This window comes from Microbacterium oryzae, from assembly GCF_009735645.1.
GTDB classification, from domain to species: domain Bacteria; phylum Actinomycetota; class Actinomycetes; order Actinomycetales; family Microbacteriaceae; genus Microbacterium; species Microbacterium oryzae.
The window spans coordinates 1,332,832-1,348,738 of record NZ_CP032550.1 but is presented as its reverse complement, the minus strand read 5'-3'; the positions used below and the strand labels follow the sequence as shown (position 1 = coordinate 1,348,738).

Annotated in this window: 16 protein-coding genes; 14 read left to right on the top strand and 2 right to left on the bottom strand. The window is 71.3% G+C overall.

Features of this window, described 5'->3' with window-relative positions; genetic code table 11:
* Positions 1-3 precede the first annotated feature (3 nt).
* The 13 genes from D7D94_RS06290 to dapF all read left to right on the top strand — a co-directional run bounded on the left by D7D94_RS06290 (position 4) and on the right by dapF (position 13,505).
* Positions 4-549, top strand: coding sequence for a dihydrofolate reductase (locus D7D94_RS06290; RefSeq protein WP_156241806.1), 546 nt, complete (start codon positions 4-6; stop codon positions 547-549).
* A gap of 5 nt (positions 550-554) precedes the next feature.
* Positions 555-1,532: a 4-hydroxy-tetrahydrodipicolinate synthase gene (gene dapA, locus D7D94_RS06285; protein ID WP_156241805.1), complete on the top strand. Its 978-nt coding sequence runs from the start codon at positions 555-557 to the stop codon at positions 1,530-1,532.
* An 80-nt stretch (positions 1,533-1,612) separates the two neighbouring features.
* Positions 1,613-3,289 carry a ribonuclease J gene (locus D7D94_RS06280; RefSeq protein WP_156241804.1) on the top strand — a complete coding sequence of 559 codons (1,677 nt, stop codon included), beginning with the start codon at positions 1,613-1,615 and terminating at the stop codon, positions 3,287-3,289.
* A gap of 82 nt (positions 3,290-3,371) precedes the next feature.
* Entirely contained in the window at positions 3,372-6,242 is a 2,871-nt protein-coding gene (locus D7D94_RS06275; RefSeq protein ID WP_156241803.1) for a DNA translocase FtsK, read from the top strand.
* A 12-nt stretch (positions 6,243-6,254) separates the two neighbouring features.
* A complete protein-coding gene (pgsA, locus tag D7D94_RS06270) occupies positions 6,255-6,836 on the top strand; it encodes a CDP-diacylglycerol--glycerol-3-phosphate 3-phosphatidyltransferase (RefSeq protein ID WP_156241802.1) in 582 nt (193 codons plus the stop codon).
* Positions 6,829-7,329, top strand: a complete 501-nt coding sequence (locus D7D94_RS06265; protein ID WP_156241801.1) for a CinA family protein — start codon at positions 6,829-6,831, stop codon at positions 7,327-7,329. The genes pgsA and D7D94_RS06265 overlap by 8 nt, the downstream gene beginning before the upstream one ends.
* A gap of 125 nt (positions 7,330-7,454) precedes the next feature.
* Entirely contained in the window at positions 7,455-7,769 is a 315-nt protein-coding gene (locus D7D94_RS06260; RefSeq protein ID WP_156241800.1) for a helix-turn-helix domain-containing protein, read from the top strand.
* Positions 7,770-7,774: 5 nt separating this feature from the next.
* Entirely contained in the window at positions 7,775-7,993 is a 219-nt protein-coding gene (locus tag D7D94_RS06255; protein ID WP_156241799.1) for a DUF3046 domain-containing protein, read from the top strand.
* A gap of 257 nt (positions 7,994-8,250) precedes the next feature.
* Positions 8,251-9,303, top strand: a complete 1,053-nt coding sequence (gene recA, locus D7D94_RS06250) for a recombinase RecA (protein WP_156241798.1) — start codon at positions 8,251-8,253, stop codon at positions 9,301-9,303.
* A 13-nt stretch (positions 9,304-9,316) separates the two neighbouring features.
* Positions 9,317-10,096, top strand: coding sequence for a regulatory protein RecX (locus D7D94_RS06245; protein ID WP_156241797.1), 780 nt, complete (start codon positions 9,317-9,319; stop codon positions 10,094-10,096).
* A gap of 49 nt (positions 10,097-10,145) precedes the next feature.
* The gene (miaB, locus tag D7D94_RS06240) at positions 10,146-11,690 is read left to right on the top strand and encodes a tRNA (N6-isopentenyl adenosine(37)-C2)-methylthiotransferase MiaB (RefSeq protein ID WP_156241796.1); all 1,545 of its coding nucleotides are present in this window, start codon (positions 10,146-10,148) and stop codon (positions 11,688-11,690) included.
* Positions 11,687-12,628 (top strand): tRNA (adenosine(37)-N6)-dimethylallyltransferase MiaA, encoded by a 942-nt coding sequence (gene miaA / locus D7D94_RS06235; RefSeq protein ID WP_156241795.1) that lies wholly within the window; start codon positions 11,687-11,689, stop codon positions 12,626-12,628. The genes miaB and miaA overlap by 4 nt, the downstream gene beginning before the upstream one ends.
* Positions 12,629-12,632: 4 nt before the next feature.
* Positions 12,633-13,505 carry a diaminopimelate epimerase gene (gene dapF / locus D7D94_RS06230; protein WP_156241794.1) on the top strand — a complete coding sequence of 291 codons (873 nt, stop codon included), beginning with the start codon at positions 12,633-12,635 and terminating at the stop codon, positions 13,503-13,505.
* Positions 13,506-13,535: 30 nt separating this feature from the next.
* Here dapF and D7D94_RS06225 read toward each other — a convergent pair whose 3' ends face one another.
* Positions 13,536-14,237, bottom strand: a complete 702-nt coding sequence (locus tag D7D94_RS06225) for a LysE/ArgO family amino acid transporter (RefSeq protein WP_246171891.1) — start codon at positions 14,235-14,237, stop codon at positions 13,536-13,538.
* A 76-nt stretch (positions 14,238-14,313) separates the two neighbouring features.
* On the opposite strand from D7D94_RS06225, the gene D7D94_RS06220 reads away from it, so the two are divergent.
* Entirely contained in the window at positions 14,314-15,207 is an 894-nt protein-coding gene (locus D7D94_RS06220; RefSeq protein ID WP_156241792.1) for a LysR family transcriptional regulator ArgP, read from the top strand.
* A gap of 31 nt (positions 15,208-15,238) precedes the next feature.
* Here D7D94_RS06220 and D7D94_RS06215 read toward each other — a convergent pair whose 3' ends face one another.
* Positions 15,239-15,865 (bottom strand): class I SAM-dependent methyltransferase, encoded by a 627-nt coding sequence (locus D7D94_RS06215; protein ID WP_156241791.1) that lies wholly within the window; start codon positions 15,863-15,865, stop codon positions 15,239-15,241.
* Positions 15,866-15,907 lie beyond the last annotated feature (42 nt).

The following is a 15,907-nucleotide window of genomic DNA, read 5'->3' as shown; positions in this document are numbered from 1 at the left end:
GCCATGCCCATCCGCTCGATCTGGGCCCAGTCCCGCACCGGCGCGATCGGCGCGGACGGCGGGATGCTCTGGCACGTCCCCGAGGACATGGCGTTCTTCAAGCGCGCCACCGTCGGGATGCCCGTGGTCATGGGCCGGAAGACCTGGCTGTCGTTCCCCGAGCAGTTCCGCCCCCTGCCCGACCGCCCCAACATCGTCATCACGCGCGACGAGGGCTTCTCCGCCGAGGGCGCGCGGGTCGTGCACTCGCTCGAGGAGGGGCTGCGCGCGGCGGCCGAGATCGACGAGGAGGTGTGGATCGTCGGCGGCGCGCAGATCTACGCGCAGTCGATGGACGTCGTCGACGAGCTGTGGGTCACCGAGATCGACACCGACGCGGATGGCGACGCCCGCGCTCCCGAGATCGACGCCCGCTGGGAGGTCGCCCGGTCGGATCCGGAGGATGGCTCGTGGCTCGTCAGCCGCACCGGCACCCGCTACCGCTTCCTCGTGTACCGGCGGTCGGACGAGAGCGCCTTCGGCACCGCGAGCGGCGAGGCGATAGCCTAGAGGACATGACGCACACGGGAAACCCCTTCGGACAGGTGCTCGTCGCGCTCGTCACGCCGATGACGGCGGACGGCGAAGTGGACTGGCCCGGCGTCGAGAAGCTCATCGACGCGTGCATCCAGCAGGGCGCGGACGGCATCGTCGTCACTGGCACGACGGGGGAGACCTCGACCCTCACCGACGCCGAGAAGCTGCGACTCGTCGAGGTCGGCAAGGACGTCGCCGCCGGCCGCGCGAAGATCATCACCGGCGGCGGCTCGAACGAGACCGCCCACGCCATCGACCTCTACCAGAAGAGCGAGAAGGCGGGCGCCGACGGCATCATGATCGTCACCCCGTACTACAACAAGCCGACACAGGCGGGCGTCCTCACGCACTTCCGCCTCATCGCCGACTCGACCGACCTGCCGGTCATCATGTACGACATCCCGGGCCGCACCGGCATCCCGCTGAAGTACGAGACGATCCTCCGCCTCGCCAAGCACCCGAACATCCTCGCCGTGAAGGACGCCAAAGGCGACCTCAGCGAGGTGAGCCGCGTGCTCAACCAGACCGACCTCATGTACTTCTCGGGCGACGACGCCAACGTCCTGCCCGAGCTCGCCATCGGGGCGACCGGCCTGATCGGCGTCACCGCGAACATCGCGTCCGGCCCGTACCGCACGATCATCGACGCCGTGAACCGCGGCGACCTCGCCACGGCCACCGAACAGCACAAGCGGCTCGAGCCGCTCGTGCGCGCGGTGATGACGCACGTCCCCGGCACCGTCGCGGCGAAGTACGTCCTCCACGGCCTCGGCCGCATCTCCAGCCCTCGCGTCCGCCTGCCCCTGGTCGGGCCGGAGGAGTGGGAGGCCGCGGTGATCGAGGAGGAGCTCGCCCTCGTGAAGGACGTCGACGGCGTGAACTTCTCCAACTTCCGCCCCGACCGCAACGCGGCCGCCGGCGGCGCGCTCCCCAAGGTGCCCGGCACCACCCGCTGATCTTCCGCGGCGGCACCGGTCGTCGCGACCACACCGAAAACGACGAACCGGATGCCGATGGGCATCCCGGAAGGCGGACGATGTCCACACCGGTTGCTCCTCCCGCAGATCTCACCCCCGGAACGCTGCGGGTCACCCCGCTCGGCGGTCTCGGCGAGGTGGGTCGCAACATGACCACCTACGAGATCGACGGCGAGATCCTCATCGTCGACTGCGGCGTCCTCTTCCCGGAGGAGCACCAGCCGGGCGTGGACCTGATCCTCCCCGACATGGAGCCGCTGCGCGGTCGTCTCGACGACGTCGTGGGCATCGTGCTCACGCACGGGCACGAGGACCACATCGGCGCCGTGCCGTACCTCCTCAAGAAGCGCCCCGACATCCCCATCATCGGCTCGGCGCTGACGCTGGCGCTCGTCTCGGCGAAGCTCAAGGAGCACCGGATCACGCCCGCGGCGCACGTCGTCAAGGAGGGCGAGCGATGGGAGATGGGCCCGTTCGAGCTGGAGTTCATCGCGGTGAACCACTCGATCCCCGACGCCCTGGCCGTCGCCATCCGGACCGAGGCGGGGCTCGTCCTGCACACGGGCGACTTCAAGATGGACCAGCTGCCGCTCGACGGCCGCATCACCGACCTCCGCGCCTTCGCGCGGCTGGGGGAGGAGGGCGTCGACCTCTTCCTGCCCGACTCGACCAACGCCGACGTGCCCGGGTTCACCCCCGCCGAGCGCCAGATCGGCCCCGTGCTCGACCAGGTCATCTCGAAGACCAAGGGCCGCGTCATCGTCGCGAGCTTCTCCAGCCACGTGCATCGCGTGCAGCAGGTGCTCGACGCCGCCGCCGCGAACGGCCGCCGCGTCGCGCTCCTCGGCCGCAGCATGCTGCGCAACATGACGATCGCCGCCGACCTGGGGTATCTCAACGTGCCCGACGGCGTGCTCGTCGACTACAAGAAGGCGCGGGACATCCCCGACCACCGGATCGTCTACATGTCGACGGGGTCGCAGGGCGAGCCGATGGCCGTGCTCAGCCGGATGGCCAACCTCGACCACGAGATCGAGCCCGGCGAGGGCGACACCGTCATCCTCGCCTCGAGCCTCATCCCCGGCAACGAGAACGCGGTCTACCGCGTCATCGACGGCCTCACCAAGCTCGGCGCGAACGTCGTGCACAAGGCCAACGCCAAGGTGCATGTCTCGGGACACGCCGCCGCGGGCGAGCTGCTGTACTGCTACAACATCCTCAAGCCGAAGAACGTGCTCCCCGTCCACGGCGAGTACCGGCACCTCATGGCGAGCGCCAAGCTCGCGCAGGACACCGGCATCGCGCCCGAGCGCACGATCCTCGGCTCCAACGGCACCGTCGTCGACCTGAAGAACGGCGTGGCCCGGGTGACCGGCCAGCTCGACCTCGGGTTCGTCTACGTCGACGGCTCCAGCGTCGGCGCCATCACGGACGCCGACCTCAAGGACCGGCGCACGCTCGGCGAGGAGGGCTTCGTCTCCGTCATCGTCGTCGTCGACGCCCAGACCGGCAAGATCGTCACCGGCCCGGAGATCCACGCCCGCGGCATCGCCGAGGAGGACCGCGTCTTCGACAAGGTGAAGCCGAAGATCGTCGCGGCGCTCGAGGAGGCCGCGCAGAAGGGCGTGCGCGACAACCACGCGCTGTCGCAGATCATCCGCCGCACCATCGGCCGCTGGGTGAACCAGTCGCTGCGCCGGCGCCCGATGATCGTGCCGCTCGTCATCGAAGCCTGATCGCCGCGCGGATCGGGGCGGGATTCCGCCCCGATCCGCGTCGCTCCGGGCGGATGTCGGACGGGCGACGTACCGTGGAGCAATGCCACGTACGTCCGCCGCGTCCAAGACCTCCGGAGCCCCTGCCGACCGGGGAGCCTCCAAGGCGGCCGCGCGCCCGCGCAAGAAGGCGGAGCCCGCGCCGCAGCGCTACATCGACGAGAGCGACCGGCCGTCGCCCGTCGTGCGCGGCTGGAACGGTCTCGCCCGCGCGGTCGGCGGGCTCTTCCGCGCGTTCGGCCCCGAGGTGCTGGAGAAGGATCAGCGGCGCGATGGCTTTCCGCTGCTGCTCGTGCTCCTCGCCGCCATCGGCGCGGTCGTGGAGTGGTTCCTGATCGGGAACCCCGTGGCCGCCAACATCAGCAGCTACACCTTCGGCGCCCTCATCGGGCGCACCGCATTCGTGTTCCCCGTGCTGCTCCTGCTCCTGGCAGGATGGCTCTTCCGCCATCCCTCGTCGGTCAACGACAACGGCCGGGTCGGCATCGGCTTCGGCATGCTCACCGTCACGATCGCGGGCTTCCTCCACGTCGCCGGCGGCCGCCCGAAGCCGGTCGACGGGGTGGTCGTGCTCAGCGAGGCGGGTGGCCTCTTCGGCTGGCTGGTCGCCGAGGCCATGGCCTACCTCATCACCGATGTGGGCGCGTACATCGTGCTGTCGCTCCTGGCCGTGCTGAGCCTCCTAATCATCACCAAGACGCCGCCGAACCGCATCTTCGCGCGCCTGGGTGATCTGTATCTGTGGCTGTTCGACGCCGAGCGCACGCCGCGCGAGGAGAAGCCGGAGAAGCCCGCGAAGGGCGCGACGGCTCCGACGAAGGTGCTCGAGCAGGACGAGGACGACGCGGAGTCGAGCGTGCCGTGGTGGCGTCGGAACAAGTCCGGCCGGGAGGAGGACCCCGAGGTCGTCTCCGAGCCGCAGGACCTCACCGAGCTGCTCACCGACCAGAGCGACCGCGGGTACGACCAGGCCATCGTCACGTCGGAGAGCGCGGTCGCGCCGAAGGGCAGGGTGTCGTTCCGGAGCACCGGCTCGTCCGAGAGCACGTCGTCGGAGAGCAGGGGGTCGTCGGGGAGCACGGTGTCGCCCGACGACGCCGTGACCGAGGCGATCTCCGAGTCCGTCGTCGCCGGCCTCCGCGACGACGCCGAGGCCCGCACCGCGCTCGTGGGCGACGGCGACGACCTCGACGACGACGACCTCCCCGGCTTCACCGGGTTCGGCACGGACGGCCCCGGCGCACGCGGTCCGCAGCCGCCCTCCCAGCCGTACGTGCTGCCGTCCCCCGCGGCGCTCGCCGCCGGTCCGCCCGCCGTCGCGCACTCCGAGGCGAACGACCGCGTCGTCGCGCAGATCACCAGCGTGTTCGAGCAGTTCAAGGTCGACGCGAGCGTCACCGGCTTCTCGCGCGGTCCGACCGTGACGCAGTACGAGATCGAGCTCGGGCCCGGGGTCAAGGTCGAGAAGATCACCCAGCTGTCGAACAACATCTCCTATGCGGTGGCGTCGAACGACGTGCGGATCCTCGCCCCGATCCCCGGCAAGAGCGCCATCGGCGTGGAGATCCCGAACGCCGACCGCGAGACCGTCGCGCTCGGCGACGTGCTCCGCTCGCCGGCCGCGCAGAAGTCCACGCACCCGCTCACCATCGGCGTCGGCAAGGACGTCGGCGGCGGTTTCGTCCTGGCGAACCTCGCGAAGATGCCGCACCTCCTCGTGGCCGGCTCGACGGGCTCCGGAAAGTCCAGCTTCGTCAACTCGATGATCACCAGCCTCCTCATGCGCGCGAAGCCGAGCGAGGTGCGGATGGTGCTCATCGACCCCAAGCGCGTCGAGCTGACGAACTACGCGGGCGTCCCTCACCTCATCACGCCCATCATCACCAATGCGAAGAAGGCCGCCGAGGCCCTGCAGTGGGTGGTGAAGGAGATGGACATGCGGTACGACGACCTCGCGTCGTTCGGGTTCCGCCACATCGACGACTTCAACCGCGCCGTGGTCGCCGGCGACGTCGACGTGCCGACCGGCAGCGAGCGGGTGCTGAAGCCGTACCCGTACCTCCTCGTGGTCGTCGATGAGCTCGCGGACCTGATGATGGTGGCCCCGCGCGACGTCGAGGACTCGATCGTGCGCATCACCCAGCTCGCGCGCGCCTCGGGCATCCACCTGGTGCTGGCCACGCAGCGCCCGTCCGTCGACGTCGTGACGGGCCTCATCAAGGCGAACGTGCCATCCCGTCTCGCCTTCGCCGTCACCAGCGTCACCGACAGCCGCGTCATCCTCGACCAGCCCGGCGCCGACAAGCTCATCGGCCAGGGTGACGCCCTGTTCTCGCCGATGGGGTCGTCCAAGGCGCTGCGCGTGCAGGGCGCGTGGGTCACCGAGGACGAGATCGAGAAGGTCGTCGCGCACGTCACCGGGCAGGCGCGTCCGGAGTACCGCTCCGACGTGGCGGAGGCGCTGGAGCCGAAGAAGAAGGAGGTCGACGAGGACATCGGCGACGACCTCGAGCTCCTCCTGGCCGCCGCCGAGCTCATCGTGTCCAGCCAGTTCGGCTCCACCTCGATGCTGCAGCGCAAGCTCCGCGTGGGGTTCGCGAAGGCGGGGCGCCTGATGGACCTGCTGGAGTCGCGCGAGATCGTCGGCCCGTCCGAGGGCTCGAAGGCGCGCGACGTGCTCGTCAAGCCCGAGCAGCTCGCGGGCGTGCTGGCGAAGCTGCGCGGCGAGGAGCCGCCGGCCGATCAGGCGGGCGGCGCGGCGGAGGAGAAGCCGGCTGCCGTGGCGGTGCCGGCCGACGACGACCGCTACGCGGAGGATCCGATCGAGGCGCAGTTCGCCGGCCACGAGACCGTCGACGAGAGCGAGTCGGAAGACGCGTGGGGTCTCACGGGGCGCGACGAGCCGCGGTACTGAGAGACTGAGGCCATGGCCATCCCACGGCAGCTGCCGAACATCCTCACCGTCGTGCGCATCCCGCTCGCGGTGGTGTTCTTCATCGTGCTGCTCCTGGGCGGCCGGCTGGGCGAGCACGACCTCGCGCTGCGGTGGATCGCGGCCGTGCTCTTCATCGTGGCGATCTCGACCGACTGGGTCGACGGGTATCTCGCCCGGCGCTACGACCTCGTGAGCGACTTCGGCAAGCTCTGGGACCCCATCGCCGACAAGCTCCTCACCGGCGCCGCGTTCGTCGGCCTCGCGATCCTCGACGAGATGCCGTGGTGGATGGTCGTGATCATCCTGGTGAGGGAGTGGGGGATCACGATCCATCGGTTCGTCGTCGCGCGACAGCACGTCGTCGCCGCGGCCTGGATGGGCAAGGTGAAGACCGCCTTCCAGGGCGTGGCGCTGGGCTGGGCCCTGCTGCCGATCTGGCTGGTCATCGGGGAGGGCGCCTTCTCGCTCGTCACGCAGATCCTGATGTGGGTGGTCGTGGTCCTCACGGTCGCCAGCGGAATCGATTACGTCGTCGCGCAGGCGCGGGGTGCGAAGGGCGAGGCCCATGAGTGACATCGAACGCGAGACCCTCGCTGTCGCGAACGAGCTGCTGCGGCGCCTGAGCGCGCGCAACTGGAGCATCGGAACGGCGGAGTCGCTCACCGGCGGGCTGCTGGCGTCGGCGATCATCGACGTGCCGGGGTCGTCGCAGCGGATGCGGGGCGGGGTCGTCGCTTACGACACCACGATCAAGCAGACCGTGCTCGGCGTCGACGAGGACCTGCTGGCGGCCGAGGGCGCCGTGCACCCCGACGTCGCGCGCCAGATGGCGCTCGGCGTGCGGCGCGTGCTGTCGCTCGCCGACGAGGAGACCCTGGTGGGGCTCGCCACCACGGGCATCGCCGGCCCGGTCTCGCCCGACGGCCAGCCGGTGGGCACCGTGCACGTGGCCGTCGCCACGCCCGACCGGCTCGTCGTCTCCTCGCACCTCTTCGACGGCGACCGCGCGGAGATCCGCGCGCAGTCGGTGCTCGCCGCACTGGATCTCGCGGTCGCAGAGATCTGAGGGCCTTCGCTCGGCGGATTCTCGGCCGGAGCGCTCGCCTTCGTCCTGTCAAGCGGGATTAAAGTGGATCCACCCGCGTTGTACTCTTATGCACCCGGTGATACGCCAGTGAGGAGGGGATAGTCATGATCCTGGTTCGTCAGGAGATCGGCGACGTGCTGCGCGGCTTCCGCCAGCAGAAGGGCCAGACCCTCCGACAGGTGGCCAGCAAGGCCAGCGTCGCGCTCGGATACCTCAGCGAGGTCGAGCGCGGGCAGAAGGAGGCATCGAGCGAGATCCTCGCGTCGGTGGCCGAGGCGCTCGACGTCCCCATCTCCACGATCTACCGCACCGTCGGCGACCGCATCGCGGTGCTCGAGGGCCTCGACGTGCCGTCGTTCCCCGACGTCGTGCCCGACGACCTCATCGCCGAGGTCGGCCCCGAGCTGTCCTACCGCTGACCGGGATGCGCAGAAGCGAGTTCCTGCGCGCGGTCGACGAGGAGTTCGGCGGCCGCGCGTCGTCGCTGGTGAGCGATCTGGTGCTGACCGGGATCGGCCGCACCGCGCAGGAGGCCCTCGACGCGGGAGTGCCGCCGCAGGAGATCTGGCTCGCGCTGTGCGCGGACACCGACGTGCCCCCTTCGCGGCGGTACGGAGCGGGGCGTCAGGAGCCGCGGCGCTGAGCGCGCGATGTTCGAGGATCGTCGTGTCCGATCGCGGCGTGTCGTCGAAAGTGCGTTCGATACCGGCGTAGCCTCGTGCACAACGTGGTTGCGAGGCGTCCGCCCTCCACAGAAACGGTGCCCCGACGGCAATGTCGGTGGCCCTCCGTAGCGTGGTGATCGGCACCAGCGCCACACGCCTTGTCGCAGCACCCGGCCATCCGGTCGGGGCGCGACAGCCTACAGGCGGCGGCACACGAGTGGATAAGGAACAGGAAATGCCCGCACCAGCAGACCGCGAGAAGGCTCTCGAATCGGCTCTCGCACAGATCGACAAGCAGTTCGGCAAGGGCTCGGTCATGCGACTGGGCAGCGACGAGCGCGCTCCCGTCGAGGTCATCCCCACGGGGTCCATCGCCCTGGACGTCGCTCTCGGCATCGGCGGAATCCCTCGTGGCCGCATCATCGAGATCTACGGGCCGGAGTCGTCGGGTAAGACGACGCTGACCCTGCACGCGATCGCCAACGCGCAGCGCGCCGGCGGCATCGCCGCGTTCATCGACGCCGAGCACGCTCTCGACCCCGAGTACGCGCAGAAGCTCGGCGTCGACATCGACCAGCTCCTCGTCTCGCAGCCCGACACGGGCGAGCAGGCGCTGGAGATCGCCGACATGCTCATCCGCTCGGGCGCGATCGACCTCGTCGTGATCGACTCCGTCGCCGCGCTCGTGCCGCGCGCGGAGATCGAGGGCGAGATGGGCGACTCTCACGTCGGCCTGCAGGCGCGCCTCATGTCGCAGGCCCTCCGCAAGCTCACAGGCGGTCTGAACCAGACCAAGACCACCGCGATCTTCATCAACCAGCTCCGCGAGAAGATCGGCGTCTTCTTCGGTTCGCCGGAGACCACCGCGGGCGGTAAGGCGCTGAAGTTCTACGCCTCGGTGCGCATGGACATCCGCCGCATCGAGACCCTGAAGGACGGCACCGACGCGGTGGGCAACCGCACGCGCGTGAAGGTCGTCAAGAACAAGATGGCGCCGCCCTTCAAGCAGGCCGAGTTCGACATCCTCTACGGTGTCGGCATCTCCCGCGAGGGCAGTCTCATCGACTTCGGCGTCGACCACGGCATCGTGAAGAAGTCGGGATCCTGGTACACGTACGACGGCGATCAGCTGGGGCAGGGCAAGGAGAACGCCCGCAACTTCCTCATCAAGAACGCCGACGTCGCCCTCGAGATCGAGAACAAGATCAAGGACAAGCTCGGCATCGGGCAGCGTCCGCAGGTCGAGGAAGCGCCGGCTCCCGCGGAGCCTGCTCGACGCACGGCGTGAGGCGCGGCTCAGCATGACGGAGCCGACCGACGGGGGCGAGGCGGACCTCGCCCCCGTGATCCCCCTGTTCGGCGCGCGGTCCGCGCGCCCCGACGATGGCTCGGCCGACGGCTCGGCGGACGCCGCACCTGCGCGGCCCGTCGAGTCGGGCACGGCCGACGCAGAAGGGTGGCACACCACCTGGCGCGACCTCCGTCCCGGGCGCCCGCAGGCGGTGCCGGCGGTGAGCACCACCGTCCGCGATGGCGTGCGATTCCTGGAGATCGAGCCGGACCCGGCGGACGCCGACAGCGCGTCCGCGACCGAAGCGGCGGAGGCCGCCGAGGCGCGTCTGCTGCGGGCGCTGCGCTCGCGCTCGCTGTCGGTGAGTGAGGCGCGCAGCCGTCTGCGACAGGACGGTGTGGACGCCGCGGACATCGACGCGATCGTCGACCGCCTGGAGCGGCTCGGTGCGCTCGACGACGCGGCCCTCGCCGAGCAGCTCGTGCACGTCGGCACGACGCGCAAGAACCAGGGCCGGCGCGCGATCGCGCAGGCGCTGTCCGCGCGCGGGATCGGCCGCGAGGTCGTGGACGCGGCCCTCGCGGAGCTTCCCGACGACGACGAGGAGCGCGCCCTCGAGTTCGCCCGCGGCAAGGCGCAGAGTCTGGTGCGGTACGACGAGGACACCGCGCTCCGCCGTCTCGTGGGCCAGCTGGGGCGCCGCGGCTTCGGCGGCTCGCTCGCCATGTCGGCCGCCCGTCGTGCCCTCGAAGAGGCCCGCGGCGGGGGACGCGGCGTGCGCTTCCGCTGAGCGATCCCTCGGTGTCGGCGGGAAGGGCGGAACGTAGAATGTGCAGGTCATGACTACGCCATCCAGCGCCCCGACGCTCATCGATCCCTCGCCCGCCGCCCTCGACGCCGAGGGCCGCGCGCGCTCGTACGAGGTGCGCACCTTCGGGTGCCAGATGAACGTGCACGACTCCGAGCGGCTGTCGGGCTCACTCGAGAGCGCGGGCTACGTGAAGGTCGAGCCGGGCGCGGAGGCCGACCTCGTCGTCATCAACACCTGCGCGGTGCGCGAGAACGCATCCGGCAAGCTCTACGGCACCCTCGGGCACCTGAAGTCCCGCAAGGACGCCCGCGCCGGCATGCAGATCGCGGTGGGCGGATGCCTCGCGCAGATGGACCGGGAGGCGGTGCTCGACCGTGCGCCCTGGGTCGACGTCGTCTTCGGCACGCACAACATGGGCGCTCTTCCGGCGCTCCTGGAGCGCTCGCGGCACAACGGCGAGGCGGAGGTCGAGATCCTCGAGGCGCTCGAGGTGTTCCCCTCCACGCTGCCGACCAAGCGCGACTCCACGTACTCCGGCTGGGTGTCCATCTCCGTCGGCTGCAACAACACCTGCACCTTCTGCATCGTGCCGAGCCTGCGCGGCAAGGAGAAGGACCGCCGCCCCGGCGACGTCCTCAGCGAGATCCGCCTCCTCGTCGACGACGGCGCGATCGAGGTCACCCTCCTCGGCCAGAACGTCAACACCTACGGCGTGGAGTTCGGCGATCGCCAGGCGTTCGGCAAGCTGCTGCGCGCAGCCGGCGAGATCGAGGGACTCGAGCGGATCCGCTTCACCAGCCCGCACCCCGCCGCCTTCACCGACGACGTCATCGCCGCCATGGCCGAGACCCCGGCCGTGATGCCGCAGCTGCACATGCCGCTGCAGTCCGGCAGCGACAGCATCCTCAAGGCGATGCGGCGCTCGTACCGCAGCGCGAAGTTCCTCGGCATCCTCGACCGCGTCCGCGAGCGCATCCCGCACGCGGCGATCTCGACCGACATCATCGTGGGCTTCCCCGGCGAGACCGACGCCGACTTCGAGGACACGCTGCGCGTGGTCGAGCAGGCGCGCTTCGCCAACGCGTTCACGTTCCAGTACTCCGTGCGCGCGGGCACTCCCGCCGCGACCATGCCGAACCAGGTGCCGAAGGAGGTCGTGCAGGAGCGGTACGACCGTCTGCTGGCCCTGCAGGAGCGCATCTCCCTCGAGGAGAACCAGAAGCAGCTGGGCCGCTCGGTCGAGGTGCTCGTGTCGACCGGCGAGGGCAAGAAGGACGCCGCCACGCACCGGCTCACCGGTCGCGCGGAGGACAACCGGCTCGTCCACGTCGAGCTGCCCGCCGGCTCGGAGCGTCCGCGTCCGGGCGACTTCGTGACCGCCGTCGTCACCCATGCGGCGCCGTTCCACCTCCTCGCCGACAGCCCCGACGGCGCACCGCTGCGCATCCGCCGCACGCGCGCCGGCGACGCCTGGGACCGTGCGCAGGCGGCGTCCTGCGCGGTGCCCGCCGCTCCCGCCGCCGCACCGGGGGCGGTCCGCCTGGGGCTGCCCACCATCCGCGTCGGCGTGTGAGCCGCGCGCCGCGGCTCTGGGCGGTCGTCGGCGCGACCGGCACCGGGAAGAGCGATCTCTCGCTCGACCTGGCCGAGGCCATCCGCGCCGCCGGCGGTGACGCCGAGGTCGTGAACGCCGACGCCATGCAGCTGTATCGCGGCATGGACATCGGCACGGCGAAGCTTCCGCTGCACGAGCGCCGCGGCGTCGCGCATCACCTCCTCGACGTGCTCGACGTGACCGAGGAGGCGTCCGTCGCGCGCTATCAGACGGAGGCGCGCGCGGCGATCGACGCGATCCTCGCCGCCGGACGCGACGCCATCCTCGTCGGCGGGTCGGGTCTCTACGTCTCCAGCGTGCTGTTCGCGTTCCGGTTCCCCCCGCGCGACGAGGCGCTGCGCGCGCAGCTGGAGGACGAGCTGGCCCGGCTCGGTGCGGGTGCGCTCCATGCCCGGCTGCAGCGGGAGGACCCCGCGACCGCCGAGCGCGTCGACCCGCACAACGGCCGGCGCATCGTGCGCGCGCTGGAGGTGCTGGCGCAGGGGGAGGCCACCCACGGCGCGGCGCTTCCGGAGGCCCCCGCGCGCTGGCGCCCGGCCACGCTGCTCGGCCTGCGCCTCGAGCGGCCGGCGCTCGTCGAGCGTCTCGACCGGCGGGTCGAGCGGATGTGGACGCAGGGGATGCTCGACGAGGTGCAGGGCCTGCGCGAGCGCGGCCTGGAGCGCGGTGTCACCGCCCCGCGCGCGATCGGGTACGCGCAGGCGCTCGCCCAGCTGGCGGGGGAGATGACGGAGGCGGACGCCATCGCCCAGACCCAGGCGCTCACCCGCCGCTACGCGCGCCGCCAGGTCTCGTGGTTCAAGCGCTATGCCGACGTGCGCTGGCTCGAGGCCGGCGAGGTCGACGACGGGGCGCTGGCCGCCGCCGTCGCCGGGGAGCCGGCGACTCTAGACTGAGGGGATGGCGGAGATCCAGTTCACCAAGGGCCACGGCACGGGCAACGACTTCGTCATCGTCGCCGATCCCGACGGCGAGCTCGACCTCAGCGCCGACCAGATCGCCGCGCTGTGCGACCGGCGCTTCGGCATCGGCGCGGATGGCCTCCTGCGCGTCGTGCGCTCGCGCGCGCTTCCCGAGGGCGCGGCTGCGCTGGCGGAGGAGCCGGCCGCCGAGTGGTTCATGGACTATCGGAACGCCGACGGCTCGATCGCCGAGATGTGCGGGAACGGCACTCGGGTCTTCGCGCGGTATCTGCTGGATTCGGATCTCGCCGAGCTGCCCGCCGGATCGACGCTGCCGATCGGCACTCGCGCGGGCGTCAAGGACATCACCCGCAGCGAGACCGGCTTCCAGGTCGACCTCGGGCGGTGGCGGGCAGAGCCGGGCGACCCCCTGGTGCGGGCGAAGGGCCTGCCGGTGGCGCGGCCCGGGATGGGGGTCGACCTCGGCAACCCGCACGTCGTGGTGGCGCTCGCCTCGGAGGAGGAGCTTGCGGGCCTCGACCTCACCGTGCAGCCGATGATCGAGCCCGAGCCGCCGCACGGTGCGAACGTCGAGTTCGTCGTGCCGCAGGGCGTGAAGGACGGCATCGGCCGCATCCGGATGCGGGTGTTCGAACGCGGCGTCGGGGAGACCCTCTCGTGCGGCACGGGCACCGCGGCGGCCGCCCTCGCCGTGCGGGACTGGGCGGGCGCCGCCGCCCCCGACTTCTGGCGCGTGGATGTCCCAGGCGGCACGCTCGGCGTGCGGATGTTCCCCACCGAGGAGGGCGAGCACGTCGCCCTCTCCGGGCCGGCCGTCCTCGTTTTCTCCGGCGTGGTGGCCCTCGCCTGATCCCGCGACGGTCGGCGCGGCAGCCGCGGGTCAGCCCGCGATCGCGAGCGTGGTGGCGAGAGCGGCCATGACGACCGCGATGACGCCGTCGAGCACGCGCCACGAGCGCGGCGAGCGCAGCCAGCGCGCGGCGACGCGCGCCATGGCAGTGAGGAACGCGAACCAGACGCCGCTGCCGAGGATGGCGCCGATACCGAACATCCAGCGGTCCGCGCCGTAGCTCGTCGAGATCGAGCCCAGCAGCAGCACCGTGTCGAGGTACGTGTGCGGGTTGAGCCAGGTGATCGCGAGGCACGACAGCAGGGCGGGTGTCAGCGTGGCCGCCACGGTGCGGGGGCGAGTGAGGGTGGCGGTGGTCGTCCCGCCGTCGTCGGCGCGCGCGGCCGGGGGCGTGCGCTCCGCCGCGCCGCCCACGGGCGCGCCCCCGGAGACCGAGATCGCCTCGCCTGTCGGGCGCAGCGCGCGCCAGGCGGCGCTCAGGGCGTAGCCGGCGAGGAACACGACGCCCGCCCACTTCACGGCCTGGAAGAGCCAGGGGAGGTGCTGCACGGCGACGCCGAAGCCGCCCACGCCCGCGGAGACGAGCACGACATCGCTGAGGAAGCACGTCAGCGCGAGTGCGACCGCGTGCTGGCGGCGGATGCCCATCTTCAGCAGGAAGACGTTCTGCGCGCCGGGCGCGACGATGAGGGACAGGCTGAGGCCGAATCCGGCGAGCAGGGCGGTGAGCACGAATCGGACGCTACTCGCGCGCGGAGTCGATGCAAAAGTGAGGCTAAGGATTCTGAACCACCGTAAGCTCAGCTTCATGAACGTGCCTCCCGACCTCGCCGCCACCGTCGCCGCGATCGTGGAGGAGGGGAGCCTTGACGCGGCCGCCCGCGCGCTGCAGATCACGCCATCGGCCGTGAGTCAGCGGCTGCGGGCGCTCGAGGCCCAGCTGGGGCGCGTGCTCATCGTCCGCTCCCGCCCCGCCAGGGCGACCGAGGCGGGTGCGGTGGTCGTCCGCCTGGCGCGGCAGTACGCGCTGCTCGCGCACGACGCGGCGGTGGCACTCGGCCTCGAGGGCCCGGGGCTCGCGCGGGTCCCGATCGCTGTGAACGCCGACTCGCTCGCGACCTGGCTGCTCCCGGGCCTGGAGCCGGTCACCCGCACGCATGACGTGACCTTCGAGCTGCGCCGGGAGGACGAGGACCGCACGGTCGCGCTCCTCGAGGCGGGAACGGTGATGGCGGCGGTGACCTCGCAGCGCGAGCCGATCGCGGGATGCACGGTCACCGCGCTCGGCGACACCATCTACGACGCGGTTGCGACGCCCGGATACTCCGCGCGCTGGCTGCCCGACGGCGTGACGCCGCAGGCGCTCGCCCGCGCGCCGCTCATCGACTTCGACCGCGCCGACGACGTGCAGTCCTCGTGGCTGCGCGCGCAGGGGGTCGACCCGACGACGGTGCCGCGCCACTACGTGCCGGCCTCGGAGGACTACGCGGCCGCCGTGCGGCTCGGGCTCGGCTGGGGCATGCTGCCTCCGCTGCAGTCAAAGCCGGGTCTCGAAGCCGGGCTCCTCCTGAAGCTCGGGGAGCCGCGCCTGCGCGTGCCGCTCTACTGGCAGCAGTGGAACCTGCGCTCGCCGCTGCTCACGGCCATCCGCGACGCCGTCGTCACCGCGGCGCGTGCGGCGCTGCCTCCCGAGCGGAGCTGACGGAACCCGCCTGCGAGTTCGCGCTCCGCGATCACGCCTGAGCGGCGCCCGGTCCCTGGTGCCGCACCCGGAGCACGCGGAAGCCCTTCGACGTGGCGTGCCGGTGCACGCTGAAATCGTCCTCGAGCGTCGCCTCCAGCCAGCGATGCAGGGAGTCGGAGCCGAGGTTCCGCTGCACGACGAGGTACGCGTCGCTGCGCTCCGCCAGCCGCGGCAGCCAGGTCTCCATCAGCTCGTGCAGGACGGCCTTGCCCACCCGGATGGGCGGGTTCGACCAGATGGTGCGGAAGGAGACATCCGCGGGAACATCCTCCGGCCGCACGGCGTTGACATTGTCGAGGCCGAGATCATCGGCATTGCGTCGGACGAGATCGAGAGCGCGCTCGTTGACGTCGACCGCCCAGATCCGGGCGCGCGGCGACAGCATGGCGAGGCTCAGCGAGATCGGCCCCCATCCGGCGCCGAGATCGAGGAAGTCGCCGCCCGCCGGGGGCTCGGGCGCATTCGCCAGCAGCACCCGGGTGCCGGTGTCGACATGATCGGGGCTGAACACTCCGCCCGCGGTGGTCACCTCGACATCGCGATCGGCCAGGGTCACGGCGATGCGGCGGAGCTGTTCGGGGGTGGAGGGATTCGCGCTGAAGTAATGGTCCCCCATGATCCCCGAGATTACCGGAGCCGGCACCGCTCCGTGAACAGG